Raw genomic sequence first — 15,522 nt, forward strand, 5'->3', positions numbered from 1 at the left:
GGCTAAATTCCTTCAAGTTCAAAATGAGTTTGGATGGCCCGGCGCGTGGCGCCAGGCCGTCTGATTACTTCTTGTTGGCAACGATCGCTTCGGCGATGTGCTTCGGTGCTTCAGAGTAGTGCTTGAACTCCATGGAGTACGTAGCACGGCCCTGCGACATCGAGCGCAGCGTGGTCGAATAACCGAACATTTCCGACAGCGGCACTTCGGCTTTCACCATCTTGCCACCGGCCGGATTGTCATCCATGCCTTGCAGAATACCGCGACGGGACGAGATATCGCCCATGATGTCGCCCATGTATTCTTCCGGCGTTTCGATTTCGACAGCCATCATCGGCTCGAGCACAACCGGCGAAGCGCGACGCATCGCTTCCTTGAACGCCAGCGAGCCGGCCAGTTCGAAGGCGATCTGCGACGAGTCAACGTCATGGTAGGAGCCGAAAGTCAGGCGAACCTTGACGTCCACAACCGGGAAACCGGCAACCACACCAGCCTTCAGTGTGTTCTGGATACCCTTGTCGACCGACGGAATGAATTCACGCGGAATCACGCCACCCTTGATTTCGTCGACGAACGAGTAGCCATTGCCTTCGCCAGCCGGTTCCAGCGTGATCACGCAGTGACCGTACTGACCCTTACCGCCCGATTGCTTGGCGTGCTTGCCTTCGACATCTTCAACGGTCTTGGTGATCGTTTCGCGATACGCCACTTGCGGGGCGCCGACGTTGGCTTCAACGCCGAATTCGCGCTTCATCCGGTCAACCAGGATTTCCAGATGAAGTTCGCCCATGCCCGACATGATGGTCTGGCCGGTTTCTTCATCGGTACGCACGCGGAACGACGGATCTTCCTTGGCCAGGCGGTTCAGGGCAACGCCCATCTTTTCCTGGTCGGCCTTGGTCTTCGGTTCGACGGCAACGTGAATCACCGGCTCCGGGAAAACCATGCGCTCGAGAATGATCGGATGATCCGGCGAACACAAGGTTTCACCGGTAGTCACATCCTTCAGGCCGATACCGGCGGCGATGTCACCAGCGCGCACTTCGTCGATTTCCTGACGATCGTTGGCGTGCATCTGCACGATACGACCCATGCGCTCTTTCTTGTCCTTGACCGAGTTCAACACGGTATCACCCGAGTTGACCACGCCCGAGTAGACGCGGAAGAAGGTCAGCTGACCGACATACGGATCGCTCATCAGCTTGAACGCCAGTGCCGAGAACGGCGCGGTGTCGGACGCTTCGCGGGTTTCTTCCACTTCTTTCGGGTTCACACCCTTCACCGCTTCAACTTCGAGCGGCGACGGCAGGAAATCGATCACGGCGTCGAGCATGCGTTGCACGCCCTTGTTCTTGAATGCTGAACCACACAACATCGGCTGGATTTCGCCAGCGAGGGTACGGGCACGCAGACCGGCCATGATTTCAGCTTCAGTCAAATCACCTTCTTCAAGGTATTTGTTCATCAGCTCTTCGGACGATTCGGCAGCCGATTCGACCATCTTTTCGCGCCACTCGGTGGCAACGTCAACCAGGTCGGCCGGGATTTCGCCGTATTCGAACTTCATGCCCTGGGACGCTTCGTCCCAGATGATCGCTTTCATCTTGAACAGGTCGACCACACCGGTGAAGTGTTCTTCAGCACCGATAGGCACAACGACAGGAACCGGGTTTGCCTTGAGGCGAACCTTCATCTGTTCGACCACGCGGAAGAAGTTGGCGCCTTGACGGTCCATCTTGTTCACGAAGGCCAGACGCGGCACCTTGTACTTGTTGGCCTGACGCCACACGGTTTCGGATTGCGGCTGTACGCCACCGACCGCGCAGTAAACCATGCAGGCACCGTCGAGCACGCGCATCGAGCGTTCGACTTCAATGGTGAAGTCAACGTGGCCCGGGGTGTCGATGATGTTGATCCGGTGTTCCGGATACTGGTGCGCCATCCCCTTCCAGAAGGTGGTGGTGGCAGCAGAAGTAATGGTAATACCGCGTTCCTGCTCTTGTTCCATCCAGTCCATGGTGGCAGCGCCATCATGCACTTCACCGATCTTGTGGTTCACACCGGTGTAGAACAGAACACGTTCAGTCGTGGTGGTCTTGCCTGCATCAATGTGAGCAGAAATACCAATGTTACGGTACAGCTCAATGGGGGTCTTGCGAGCCACGATTGTTTCCTTAAACGGATTGCTGGATTAGAAGCGGAAGTGGGCGAATGCCTTGTTGGCTTCGGCCATGCGGTGCACTTCGTCACGCTTCTTCATCGCGCCGCCGCGGCCTTCAGCCGCATCAAGCAACTCACCGGCAAGACGCAGATCCATGGACTTTTCACCACGTTTACGGGCGGCATCACGCAACCAGCGCATCGACAATGCCAGGCGACGGCTAGGGCGGACTTCGACCGGAACTTGGTAGTTTGCACCACCGACGCGACGGCTCTTCACTTCGACCATCGGCTTTGCGTTACCGATGGCAGTGGTAAAGACTTCCAGCGGGCTTTTGCCGGTTTTCTTTTCGATCTGGGCCAGTGCACCGTAAACGATGCGCTCAGCAACGGCTTTCTTGCCGTCGATCATGACCACGTTCATGAATTTGCTCAGTTCTTCCGAACCAAACTTCGGATCCGGCAATACGTCGCGTTTCGGTACTTCTCTACGTCTTGGCATAATTCTCTATTCCTAATGTGACATTCAGTCGGAGCGCGCCACAGTGGCGACTCCACGGCCGTCCAGCGGGACGACCACTTACTCGACGGTCAGCAACATGCTGTTTCCGCCGACCACGGCAAAACGCCTTATTTCGGGCGCTTTGTACCGTACTTGGAGCGCGATTGCTTGCGGTCTTTCACGCCAGCAGTATCGAGCGAGCCACGCACGGTGTGGTAACGCACACCCGGCAAGTCCTTCACACGGCCGCCACGAATCAGGACGACGCTGTGCTCTTGCAGGTTGTGGCCTTCACCACCGATATACGAAATGACTTCGAAGCCGTTGGTCAGACGCACCTTGCAGACTTTACGCAGCGCGGAGTTCGGCTTCTTCGGTGTGGTGGTGTACACGCGGGTGCACACGCCACGCTTTTGAGGGCAGGCCTCGAGCGCTGGAACCTTGCTCTTGACCACTTCCTTCAAGCGGCCCTTGCGGACCAGCTGATTGATAGTTGGCATTGTTTACTTTCCGTTCGATTAACAAAACCCCCACCAGGGGGCCTTTCCATGGCCTGCCGCAGGGCGAAAAACGCCATGCAACACGCCAAATGAAGCCGGCGACGCACGGATTAAAGCCCGGGCGTCGCCAGAAAAGACTGCGATTCTAAGAAAATCAAGTGCTTGTCGTCAAGCCTGACCGACAATCAGCAGCAAGCCAGCCCACCGGGCCGGCTCTTTTTGCTGCTTATTCTGCTGCTTCGGTAGCCACTTCCTGCACCAGCGCATCCGAGCTGGATTCGATGCCCGCCGCCGCACGCTTGCGCGAACGGTGATAAGCCAGACCTGTACCGGCCGGGATCAGACGACCCACGATGACGTTTTCCTTCAGGCCGCGCAGATCATCGATCTTGCCCATGATGGCCGCTTCGGTCAGCACGCGCGTGGTTTCCTGGAAGGACGCCGCGGAGATGAACGAGTCGGTCGACAGCGATGCCTTTGTGATACCCAGCAACACGTTGTCGTGCATGGCCGGCTGCTTGCCATCGGCAATCAGCTTGTCGTTGGCAATCAGGAACTCGGCGCGCTCGACCTGCTCACCCTGGATGAAGTCGGAATCACCGGAAGCCGAAATCACCACGCGGCGCAGCATCTGGCGCACGATCACTTCGATGTGCTTGTCGTTGATCTTCACACCCTGCAGGCGGTAAACCTCCTGCACTTCCTGGACGATGTAGCGCGCCAGTGCCTCGATACCCTGCAGACGCAGGATGTCGTGCGGATCGATCGGGCCGTCAACAATCACTTCACCGCGGTTCAGCACCTGGCCGTCGTGCACCAGTACATGCTTTTCCTTCGGAATCAGATACTCGTGCGCGGCGCCGTCCAGATCGGTAATGATCAGACGTTGCTTGCCCTTGGTGTCCTTGCCGAACGAAACGGTACCGGTCACCTCGGCCAGCATGCCGGCATCCTTCGGCGAACGGGCTTCGAACAGCTCGGCCACGCGTGGCAGACCACCGGTAATGTCGCGGGTCTTGGCCGATTCCTGCGGAATACGCGCCAGCACTTCACCGGTACCGACCTGCTGGCCGTCCTTCACGGTAATGATCGCGCCCGGCTGGAAGCCGATGGTCACCGAGGTATCGGTGCCGGCGAGCTTCACTTCCTGACCATGATCGTCGATCAGCTTCACCAGCGGGCGCACGCCCTTGGAACCAGCCTTGGTCTTGGGGTTGATCACGACCAGCGTCGACAGGCCGGTCACGTCGTCCACCTGCTTGACCACGGTCACGCCTTCCTCGACGTTCTCGAAACGCACTTGACCGGCGTATTCGGTGATGATCGGGCGGGTGTGCGGATCCCACGTGGCCAATACCGAACCGGCCTTGATGGGATCACCATCCTTGACCAGCAAGGTCGCACCGTATTGCAGCTTGTGACGCTCGCGCTCGCGGCCGGTATCGTCCAGCACCAGCACTTCTGCCGAGCGCGAGATGATGATCAGCTCGCCCTTGGTGTTGGTGACATAGCGCATGTTGCCGGCGTAGCCGATCTTGCCGTTCGACTTCGATTCGATCTGGCTGGCCGAGGCTGCACGCGATGCCGCACCACCGATGTGGAAGGTACGCATGGTGAGCTGGGTACCCGGCTCACCGATCGATTGCGCAGCGATCACGCCCACTGCCTCGCCGGCGTTGACCATGTGGCCACGACCCAGATCGCGACCGTAGCACTTGGCGCACAGGCCATAGCGCGTTTCGCAGGTCAGCGGAGTACGGACCTTCACTTCGTCGACGTTGGCGGCATCGATTTCATCCACCAGGTCTTCGGTCAGCAAGGTGCCCGATTCGATCACGGTTTCCTGCGTTGCCGGGTCGACCACGTCGCCCTGCACCACGCGGCCTAGGATACGGTCGCGCAACGCTTCGATCACGTCACCGCCCTGTACCACAGCCTTCATGGTCACGCCGTTCTTGGTGCCGCAATTGTCTTCGGTCACCACCAGATCCTGCGTCACGTCGACCAGACGACGGGTCAGGTAACCCGAGTTCGCGGTCTTCAACGCCGTATCCGCCAGACCCTTACGGGCGCCGTGGGTGGAGATGAAGTACTGCAAAACCGTCAGGCCTTCGCGGAAGTTGGTGGTAATCGGTGTTTCGATGATCGAACCGTCCGGCTTGGCCATCAGGCCCCGCATACCGGCCAGCTGGCGGATCTGTGCAGCGGAACCCCGCGCACCGGAGTCGGCCATCATGTAGATCGAGTTGAACGATTCCTGATCGACTTCCTTGCCTTCGCGGTTGATCACCTTCTGCTTGCCGAGCTGATCCATCATCGCCTTGGCGATCTGGTCACCAGCGCGACCCCAGATGTCGACGACCTTGTTGTAGCGTTCGCCCTGCGTCACCAGACCCGAGCTGTACTGCTGCTCGATTTCCTTGACTTCGGCATTGGCGGCGGCCAGCAGCTCGATCTTCTTGGTCGGCACCAGCATGTCGTCCACGCAGATCGAAATACCGCCGCGTGTGGAGTAGCTGAAACCGGTGTACATCAGCTGGTCGGCGAACACCACGGTCTCTTTCAGACCGCAACGACGGAACGATGCGTTGATCAGCTTGCCGATTTCCTTCTTCTTCAGCGACTTGTCGATATGGCTGAAGTCGAGGCCCTTGGGCAGGATTTCGGACAGGATGGCACGACCGACCGTGGTTTCACGGCGAACGAACTTCGCCTGCCACTCACCGTTGTCGTCTTTCTCCCATTCCTTCAGGCGCACGGCGACACGGGTCTGCAGCGTCACAGCCTTGTTTTCGTAGGCGCGGATCGCTTCCTTGACGTCAGCGAAGGCCATGCCCTCGCCCTTGCCGTTCACGGCTTCGCGCGTCATGTAGTACAGGCCCAGCACGATATCCTGCGACGGCACGATGATCGGCTCGCCGTTGGCTGGCGACAGCACGTTGTTGGAGGCCAGCATCAGCGTGCGGGCTTCCATCTGCGCTTCCAGCGACAGCGGGACGTGGACAGCCATCTGGTCACCGTCGAAGTCGGCGTTGAAGGCCGCGCAAACGAGTGGGTGCAGCTGGATGGCCTTGCCTTCGATCAATACCGGTTCAAACGCCTGGATACCCAGGCGGTGCAGCGTCGGCGCACGGTTCAGCAGGATCGGATGTTCGCGGATCACGTCTTCCAGGATGTCCCAGACCACGGCTTCCTGGGATTCGACCATCTTCTTCGCGGCCTTGATGGTGGTCGCGAGGCCCAGCACTTCGAGCTTGTGGAAGATGAACGGCTTGAACAGCTCCAGCGCCATCAGTTTCGGCAGGCCGCACTGATGCAGACGCAGGTACGGGCCCACGGTAATGACGGAACGGCCCGAGTAGTCAACGCGCTTGCCCAGCAAGTTCTGACGGAAACGACCGCCCTTGCCCTTGATCATGTCGGCCAGCGACTTGAGCGGACGCTTGTTGGCGCCTGTCATGGCCTTGCCACGACGACCGTTGTCCAGCAGCGAATCGACCGATTCCTGCAGCATGCGCTTTTCGTTGCGCACGATGATTTCCGGCGCGCGCAGCTCGAGCAGACGCTTCAGACGGTTGTTACGGTTGATGACGCGGCGATACAGGTCATTCAGGTCCGACGTAGCGAAACGGCCGCCATCGAGCGGTACCAGCGGGCGCAGTTCCGGCGGCAGCACCGGCAGCACGTCCATGATCATCCATTCCGGCTTGATGCCGGACTTGGAGAACGCTTCGAGCACTTTCAGGCGCTTGGCGATCTTCTTGATCTTGGTGTCGGACGAGGTCGATTCCAGCTCGGAACGCAGCGTGGTGATTTCCTGCTCGACGTCGAGGTTCTTCAGCAGCTCGCGCACCGCTTCGGCGCCCATCAGCGCGACGAATTCGTCACCGAACTCTTCAACCTTGTTGAAGTAATCTTCTTCGGTCAGCAACTGGCCACGGGTCAGCGGGGTCATGCCCGGCTCGACCACGATGAAGGCTTCGAAGTACAGCACGCGTTCGATATCGCGCAGCGCGATGTCGAGCACCATGCCCAGACGGCTAGGCAAGCTCTTCAGGAACCAGATGTGCGCGACCGGCGATGCCAGGTCGATGTGGCCCATGCGCTCGCGACGCACCTTGGACAGCGTGACTTCAACGCCGCACTTTTCGCAGATCACACCACGATGCTTGAGGCGCTTGTACTTGCCGCAAAGGCATTCGTAATCCTTGATCGGGCCAAAGATACGGGCGCAGAACAAGCCATCGCGTTCCGGCTTGAAAGTACGGTAGTTGATGGTTTCCGGCTTTTTGACTTCGCCGAACGACCAGGAGCGAATCTTCTCGGGCGATGCCAGCCCGATCTTGATCGCATCGAATTCTTCTTCTTGCGTTACTTGCTTGAAGAGTTCGAGTAAGCCTTTCATATTAATTCTCTCCTGTGAGGAGTGAGGTGGCGGGGCACGCGGTTGCGTACCCCTCACGCCTCACACAGATCAGTTGGTTTCCAGATCGATATCGATGCCCAGCGAGCGGATTTCCTTCACCAGCACGTTGAAGGATTCCGGCATGCCTGCGTCGATCCGGTGGTCGCCCTTGACGATGTTTTCGTAGACCTTGGTACGGCCATTTACATCGTCCGACTTCACCGTCAGCATTTCCTGCAGCGTGTAAGCGGCGCCGTAGGCTTCCAGCGCCCAGACTTCCATCTCACCGAAGCGCTGACCACCGAACTGCGCCTTACCACCCAGCGGCTGCTGGGTAACCAGCGAGTACGGGCCGGTAGAACGCGCGTGCATCTTGTCATCAACCAGGTGATGCAGCTTCAGGTAGTGCATGACGCCGACGGTGACCTTGCGCTCGAATGCTTCGCCGGTGCGGCCATCGTACAACTGCATCTGTGTCTTGCTGTCATTGAAGTCAAGACGCTTGGTGCGCTCGTCGTCGTCCGGGTAGGCGAGTGCCAGCATGTCGGCAATTTCGCTTTCCTTGGCGCCGTCGAACACCGGGCTGGCAAACGTCATGCCGTTGCGCAGACCTTGTGCCAGCGTGATCACTTCCTTGTCGGTAAAGCTGGCGATATCTTCTTTCTTGCCACTATTGTTATAGATCTTGTCCAGGTAGCTGCGTACATCGGCCGTGTTCTGCTGCTCGCGCAGCATCTTGTCGATGCGCTGGCCGATACCCTTGGCAGCCCAGCCCAGGTGCACTTCCAGGATCTGGCCGATGTTCATCCGCGACGGCACACCCAGCGGGTTCAGCACGATATCGACCGGGGTACCATCGGCCATGTACGGCAGATCTTCCACCGGCAGGATCTTGGAGACCACACCCTTGTTGCCGTGACGGCCGGCCATCTTGTCGCCCGGTTGCAGGCGCCGCTTCACGGCCACGTACACCTTGACCATCTTGATCACGCCCGGCGGCAGTTCATCGCCCTGGGTGAGCTTGCGCTTCTTGTCTTCGAAGCGCAGGTCGAACTCGGACTTCATCTGGGCGATCAGGTCCTTCATCGCTTCCAGCTGGCGTGCGCCTTCATCGTCGGACAGACGGATGTCGAACCAGTCGTGCTTGGTCGGCAGATCAGCCAGGTATTCATGGGTGATCACGGTGCCCTTGGCCAGCTTCAGCGGGCCACCATTGGCTTTCTTGCCAACGATCTGGCGCTCGATACGCTCGAACAAGTCGTTTTCAACGATACGCAACTGATCGTTCAGGTCGGTACGGTAGCGGCGCAGCTGATCGTCGATGATGTACTGGGCGCGCTTGTCGCGCTCCACGCCTTCACGGGTGAACACCTGCACGTCGATGACGGTACCGGACATGCCGGACGGCACGCGCAGCGAGGTGTCTTTCACGTCGGACGCTTTTTCACCGAAGATCGCACGCAGGAGCTTTTCTTCCGGCGTCAGCTGGGTTTCGCCCTTCGGCGTCACTTTACCTACCAGCACATCACCCGCTTCGACTTCGGCACCGATGTACACCACGCCGGATTCATCCAGGCGGCCGAGCATGCGCTCTGCCAGATTGGAGATGTCACGGGTGATTTCTTCAGGGCCCAGCTTGGTATCGCGGGCCATCACGTTCAGTTCTTCGATATGGATCGAGGTGTAGCGGTCGTCTGCAATCACCTTTTCCGAGATCAGGATCGAGTCTTCGAAGTTGTAGCCATTCCACGGCATGAACGCGATGGTCATGTTCTGACCCAACGCCATTTCGCCCATGTCGGTCGATGCACCGTCAGCGATCACGTCGCCCTTCACCACCTTGTCACCACGCTCCACAACCGGCTTCTGGTTGGTGTTGGTGTTCTGGTTGGAACGGGTGAACTTGGTGAGATTGTAGATATCCACACCGGTTTCACCAGCAACGGCTTCATCGTCGTTCACGCGGATCACGATACGGTTGGCATCGACGTAGTCGACCGAGCCGCCACGCAGTGCGGCAACCGCAGTACCCGAGTCGATCGCACATGTGCGTTCGATACCGGTGCCCACGTAAGGCGCAGTGGCACGCAGGCAAGGCACGGCCTGGCGTTGCATGTTGGCACCCATCAACGCGCGGTTCGCGTCATCGTGTTCGAGGAACGGAATCAGCGATGCAGCAACGGAAACGATCTGGCTCGGCGCCACGTCCATGTACTGGACGCGATCCGGTGTCGCCACGATGGTTTCGCCCGCTTCACGGCAGGTCACCAGCTCGTCGATCAGCAGGCCGGCTTCGCTGATTTCAGCGTTGGCCTGCGCAATCACGTACTTGCCTTCTTCGATCGCGGACAGGTACTCGATCTGGTCGGTTACCTTGCTGTCGATCACCTTGCGGTACGGGGTCTCGAGGAAGCCGTACGAGTTGGTGCGTGCATAGCACGACAGCGAGTTGATCAGGCCGATGTTCGGGCCTTCCGGCGTTTCGATCGGGCAAACGCGACCGTAGTGCGTCGGGTGCACGTCACGGACTTCAAAACCGGCACGTTCACGTGTCAGACCGCCCGGGCCCAGTGCCGATACACGGCGCTTGTGGGTGATCTCGGACAGTGGGTTGGTCTGGTCCATGAACTGCGACAGCTGCGACGAACCGAAGAATTCCTTGATCGCGGCCGATACCGGCTTGGCATTGATCAGGTCGTGCGGCATCAGGTTGTCGCTCTCGGCTTGCGAGAGGCGTTCCTTCACGGCGCGCTCGACGCGCACCAGGCCGGCACGGAACTGGTTTTCCGCCAGCTCACCCACCGAACGCACGCGACGGTTACCCAGGTGATCGATGTCATCGACGTCGCCACGACCGTTACGCAGCTCGACCAGGATGCTGATCACGGCCAGGATGTCGTCGACGGACAGGATGCCTGCACCTTCGACGCCATGCGGGCCAGTACGTTCGTAGAACTTGCGCAGCCAGCCCGGGGCTTTTTCGTCGTAACGATCCGGATAGGCGCGGCGGTTGAACTTCATGCGGCCCACAGCCGACAGGTCGTAACGGTCTTCGGAGAAGAACAGGCCGTTGAACAGCGCCTCGACTGCATCTTCGGTCGGCGGCTCGCCCGGGCGCATCATGCGGTAGATGGCCACGCGTGCTGCGTACTGGTCGGCCACGTCGTCATTGCGCAGCGACGAGGCGATGTAGGCGCCCTGGTCGAGATCATTGACGTACAGCACCTTCACTTCCTTGATGCCGGCGTCTTCGAGCTTGTCGAACAGGTCTTCGGTGATTTCTTCGCAAGCACGTGCAACCAGCTCGCCGGTTTCCGGCTTCACCACGTTGTGCGCAAGCAGGCGGCCGAAGATGAAGTCGGACGGCACCGGCAGCGACTTGATGCCGGCTGCCTGGATGTCACGGATGGTCTTGGCAGTGATGCGCTTGTCTTTCTGCGCCAGCACCTTGCCGTCGTCGGCCAGGATGTCGAACTTGGCGACGTCGCCCTTCAGGCGTTCCGGCACCAGCTCCAGCGACAGGCCGGCATCGCTGATTTCGAAGCGGTCTGTATCATAGAACTGTTCGAGGATCTGTTCCGGGTTGAAACCCAGCGCCTTGAGCAGGATGGAAACCGGCATCTTGCGACGGCGGTCGATACGGAAGAACAGCAGGTCCTTCGGATCGAATTCGAAATCGAGCCAGGAGCCGCGGTACGGGATGATACGGGCGGAGAACAGCAGCTTGCCCGAGCTGTGCGTCTTGCCCTTGTCGTGTTCGAAGAACACGCCCGGCGAGCGGTGCAGCTGGGACACGATCACGCGTTCGGTGCCGTTGATGACGAAGGAGCCATTGCGTGTCATCAGCGGGATTTCGCCGAAGTACACGTCCTGTTCTTTCACTTCCTTCACGGTCGGCTTGGCCGCTTCGCGGTCCATGATCACGAGACGCACGCGCGAACGCAGTGGCGCAGCGTAGGTGATACCACGCTGCTGGCACTCGATCACGTCGAAGGGCGGTTCGCCCAGTACATAGTGGACGAATTCGAGGCGGGCATTGCCATTGTGCGATTCAATCGGGAAGATTGAGCTGAACGCAGCCTGGAGGCCGTTGGTTTTTCGCTCCGAAACCGGCGTACCCAATTGCAGGAACTCGTTGTACGAGTCGATCTGGGTCGCGAGGAGAAACGGAACTTCCAGCACGCTCGCGCGCTTCGCAAAACTCTTACGAATGCGTTTCTTCTCTGTGAACGAGTAATTCATACTCAAAAGCTCTCCATGGAGGGGCGCAAAAGACAAACCGCAAAATGCCGGTCCTGATGGCTACGCTACGAGCCGACACGGTTTCCGGTTTGTCGCCTGCTAGGGGCAACGGATACAAGCAATACTGACAAACGCAAAAGGGCAGGCGGATTCCTCCGCCTGCCTATACTGCAAAGCTTACGTGATTACTTCACGTCTGCAGTAGCACCAGCTTCAACCAGCTTCTTCTGGATGGCTTCGGCATCAGCCTTGGCAATCGCTTCCTTGACAGCCTTCGGTGCGCCGTCAACCAGATCCTTGGCTTCTTTCAAGCCCAGGCCAGTCACTTCACGCACGACCTTGATCACGCCAACCTTGTTGGCGCCAACGCCAGTCAGGATCACGTCGAATTCAGTCTTTTCTTCAACAACAGCGGCAGCGCCAGCCGGGCCAGCAACGGCAACAGCAGCAGCGGAAACGCCAAACTTCTCTTCGAAAGCCTTAACCAGGTCATTCAGTTCGAGAACGGTCAAGCCAGCTACGGCTTCGAGGATATCTTCTTTGGACAGGGCCATTTGGTATTACTCCTGAAATTCGGGATATGAATCGGGTTCGGATCAAGCAGCTTCGGCTTGCTTTTTCTCGGCCAGAGCGGCCAAGCCACGGACGAAGCCGGAAGCCGGTGCCTTCATCACGTACAGCAGCTTCGACAGCAGTTCGTCGCGGCTCGGGATGCTTGCCAGCGCGCCAACTTCAGCAACACTCAGCAGCTTGCCGTCGTACGAACCAGCCTTGATGACGATCTTGTCGTCTTTCTTGGCGTAGTCGTTCAGCACTTTGGCTGCAGCGATCGGGTCAGCAGACAGACCGTAAACCAGCGGGCCAACCATGTGGTCGGCCAGCTCGGCAAACGGTGTATCCTGCACAGCGCGACGTGCCAGCGTGTTCTTCAGAACACGCAGGTATACGCCGGACTCACGAGCCTGCTTGCGCAGTTGAGTCATGCTGCCGACCCCGATCCCGCGATACTCGGCAACGACGAGCGTTTGAGCTTTGGCAACTTCTGCCGAAATCTCTGCTACGACGGCCTTCTTATCTTCGAGATTGAGACTCAAGGTCTACCTCCATTTGAGAGATGGTGTGGTGCAACCTGCGCTGCACCCCCAACAAACGGCGACCATAACCTTCAGGAAACCGCCGGTCTTGCAACCGGCAGGAAAAATCAGGATTGGGGCACACCGTCTGCGTAGGCCGCCTGGCGGACCAGACAATTAAGCCAGGGAGCGAACTACCCCGGCGCCTACGGTCTTTGACAACCCCGCATCGGCCTTTCAGCCGGCACGGGCCCAAAGTTCTTTATTGCGCGACGCTTTGTGTGTCGACGCGAACGCCAACGCCCATGGTGCTGGACACGGCGATCTTCTTGAAATACACACCCTTGCTGGAAGCCGGCTTGGCTTTTTGCAGTGCGTCGAGCAGTGCAGCCAGGTTGGCCTTCAGATCAGCGGCTTCAAACGAAGCACGGCCGATGGTGGCGTGAACGATACCAGCCTTGTCGGTACGGTACTGGACCTGACCGGCCTTGGCGTTTTTCACGGCCTCGGCAACGTTCGGGGTCACGGTGCCAACCTTCGGGTTCGGCATCAGGCCGCGCGGGCCGAGGATCTGGCCCAGCTGACCGACGATACGCATTGCGTCCGGCGATGCGATCACGACGTCGAAGTTCAGGTTGCCGGCCTTGATCTGTTCTGCCAGATCTTCGAAGCCAACCACTTCAGCGCCGGCAGCCTTGGCGGCTTCGGCGTTTGCGCCCTGTGCGAACACAGCGACGCGAACCGACTTGCCCGTACCCTTGGGCAGCACGACCGAACCACGTACAACCTGGTCCGATTTACGTGCGTCAACACCGAGGTTGAACGAAACATCGATCGATTCATTGAATTTTGCGGTTGCAGCAGCCTTCACCAGCGCGATGGCTTCATCGGCGGCGTACAGCTTGTTGCGATCAACCGTTGCCTTGAGCGCGGCGAGACGCTTGGAAATCTTGGCCATTTACACGCCCTCCACTTCAAGACCCATCGACCGTGCGGAACCGGCGATGATACGCACGGCAGCATCGAGGTCAGCAGCTGTCAGATCAGCCTGCTTGGTCTTCACGATTTCTTCCAGTTGTGCGCGCGATACCTTGCCTACCTTGTCGGTATGCGGCTTCGGCGAGCCCTTCTGGATACCGGCAGCCTTCTTCAGCAGAATGGTTGCGGGCGGCGACTTCATCACGAAGGTGAAGGACTTGTCTGCAAACGCAGTGATCACGACCGGGATCGGCAGACCCGGCTCGATACCCTGGGTCTGCGCGTTGAACGCCTTGCAGAATTCCATGATGTTCAGACCACGCTGACCAAGCGCCGGGCCGATAGGCGGCGACGGGTTTGCTTTACCAGCGGGCACTTGCAGCTTGATATAGCCGACAATCTTCTTTGCCACGATTTAAACTCCTGAAAACGGGTCAAACGCGAAGCTTGCGCCTCGCTCCCCAACAGCACCGCCTTTCAGCGGTGCCAGCCAACACCCAGATCAGGCCTTCTCGACCTGGGCAAAATCCACATCAACCGGCGTGGCGCGACCGAAGATCAGCACCGACACCTTGAGGCGACTCTTGTCGTAATCGACGTCTTCCACGGTTGCAGAGAAATCCGCAAACGGGCCATCGGTTACGCGCAGGGTCTCGCCCACCTCGAACAGGATCTTCGGACGCGGCTTTTCCACGCCTTCCTGAATCTGCTTGAGTACAGCATCCATTTCACGCGGCAGCACCGGCGTCGGGCGATTGCCCACACCCCCCAGGAAGCCCGTCACTTTCGGCGTCGACTTCACCAGGTGCCACGATTCGTCGGTCATTTCCATCTCGACGTAAACATAGCCCGGAAACAGCTTGCGCTCGGTCAGCGCCTTGCGTCCCGCCTTTACTTCAACCACCTCTTCGACCGGCACCAGAATCTGGCCAAACAGGTGCTGCATCGCTTCGCGCTCTATGCGCTCTTTCAGCGCCTTCTGCACATTCTTTTCAAAACCCGAATAGGCATGCACAACATACCAACGCATTCCCATACCCTTCTCCTTGACCGTTTACTTAGCCGCGACCGAGGATCAGATCGTAGAACACCCAGGCAAGCCCGGAGTCGACCGCCCACATGAAGAGCGCCAGCACCCCCACAAACAGAAAGACCACGCCAGTCACCTGCCAGGTTTCCTTGCGGCTGGGCCAGACAACCTTCTGCGCTTCCTTGATCGAATCGCGTGCGTAATCCACGAATTCGCGCCCCGGTTGCGAGAACCAGAGCACCGTTGCCGCCAGCAACAGGCCGGCTACGACTGCCAGCGACCGCAATACGCTCTGATCGGCCGGCAAGGCATAAAAGCCAGCCACACCGAAACCCACCAGCAGCAACGCCGCCGCGACCTTGATTTTGTCGATGCTTTCCATGCGCCCTTCGGGATCAAAAAATGAAACAAAGCCGCTTCCCTGCGGAAACGGCTCTGTATATAAACCGTGGCAGGCGAGGAGGGTCTCGAACCCCCAACCCCCGGTTTTGGAGACCGGTGCTCTGCCAATTGAGCTACTCGCCTACGGGGAGCGCAACACTATATCTGTGTTACGCCTTTTTGTAAATCTTCTTACTCGATGATCTTCGCAACAACACCGGCGCCGACGGTACGACCGCCTTCACGGATGG

At 58.9% G+C, this 15,522-nt stretch carries 11 protein-coding genes and 1 tRNA gene; all 12 read right to left on the reverse strand.

The window, feature by feature from the left end; all coding sequences use genetic code 11:
- Positions 1–64: 64 nt before the first annotated feature.
- The gene (gene fusA, locus IGB42_RS21430) at positions 65–2,164 is read right to left on the reverse strand and encodes an elongation factor G (RefSeq protein WP_159675593.1); all 2,100 of its coding nucleotides are present in this window, start codon (positions 2,162–2,164) and stop codon (positions 65–67) included.
- Between the two features lie 27 nt (positions 2,165–2,191).
- Positions 2,192–2,662: a 30S ribosomal protein S7 gene (rpsG, locus tag IGB42_RS21435; RefSeq protein ID WP_159675594.1), complete on the reverse strand. Its 471-nt coding sequence runs from the start codon at positions 2,660–2,662 to the stop codon at positions 2,192–2,194.
- A gap of 128 nt (positions 2,663–2,790) precedes the next feature.
- Positions 2,791–3,162, reverse strand: coding sequence for a 30S ribosomal protein S12 (gene rpsL, locus IGB42_RS21440; protein ID WP_084093110.1), 372 nt, complete (start codon positions 3,160–3,162; stop codon positions 2,791–2,793).
- A 226-nt stretch (positions 3,163–3,388) separates the two neighbouring features.
- Positions 3,389–7,567: a DNA-directed RNA polymerase subunit beta' gene (gene rpoC, locus IGB42_RS21445; RefSeq protein ID WP_159675595.1), complete on the reverse strand. Its 4,179-nt coding sequence runs from the start codon at positions 7,565–7,567 to the stop codon at positions 3,389–3,391.
- Positions 7,568–7,636: 69 nt separating this feature from the next.
- A complete protein-coding gene (rpoB, locus tag IGB42_RS21450; protein ID WP_159675596.1) occupies positions 7,637–11,809 on the reverse strand; it encodes a DNA-directed RNA polymerase subunit beta in 4,173 nt (1,390 codons plus the stop codon).
- A gap of 185 nt (positions 11,810–11,994) precedes the next feature.
- Positions 11,995–12,363, reverse strand: a complete 369-nt coding sequence (gene rplL, locus IGB42_RS21455) for a 50S ribosomal protein L7/L12 (protein ID WP_159675597.1) — start codon at positions 12,361–12,363, stop codon at positions 11,995–11,997.
- Between the two features lie 42 nt (positions 12,364–12,405).
- Positions 12,406–12,903 (reverse strand): 50S ribosomal protein L10, encoded by a 498-nt coding sequence (gene rplJ, locus IGB42_RS21460; protein WP_159675598.1) that lies wholly within the window; start codon positions 12,901–12,903, stop codon positions 12,406–12,408.
- A 241-nt stretch (positions 12,904–13,144) separates the two neighbouring features.
- Entirely contained in the window at positions 13,145–13,840 is a 696-nt protein-coding gene (rplA, locus tag IGB42_RS21465) for a 50S ribosomal protein L1 (protein ID WP_159675599.1), read from the reverse strand.
- Entirely contained in the window at positions 13,841–14,272 is a 432-nt protein-coding gene (rplK, locus tag IGB42_RS21470; RefSeq protein ID WP_159675600.1) for a 50S ribosomal protein L11, read from the reverse strand. It lies immediately after the preceding gene.
- Positions 14,273–14,362: 90 nt separating this feature from the next.
- Positions 14,363–14,896 carry a transcription termination/antitermination protein NusG gene (gene nusG, locus IGB42_RS21475; protein WP_174764249.1) on the reverse strand — a complete coding sequence of 178 codons (534 nt, stop codon included), beginning with the start codon at positions 14,894–14,896 and terminating at the stop codon, positions 14,363–14,365.
- A gap of 22 nt (positions 14,897–14,918) precedes the next feature.
- A complete protein-coding gene (gene secE, locus IGB42_RS21480) occupies positions 14,919–15,272 on the reverse strand; it encodes a preprotein translocase subunit SecE (RefSeq protein WP_159675602.1) in 354 nt (117 codons plus the stop codon).
- Between the two features lie 67 nt (positions 15,273–15,339).
- Positions 15,340–15,415: transfer RNA gene (locus IGB42_RS21485), tRNA-Trp, on the reverse strand.
- Positions 15,416–15,522: the final 107 nt, after the last annotated feature.

It is taken from the genome of Andreprevotia sp. IGB-42, assembly GCF_009848685.1.
In the GTDB taxonomy this organism is placed as follows: Bacteria; Pseudomonadota; Gammaproteobacteria; order Burkholderiales; family Chitinibacteraceae; genus Andreprevotia.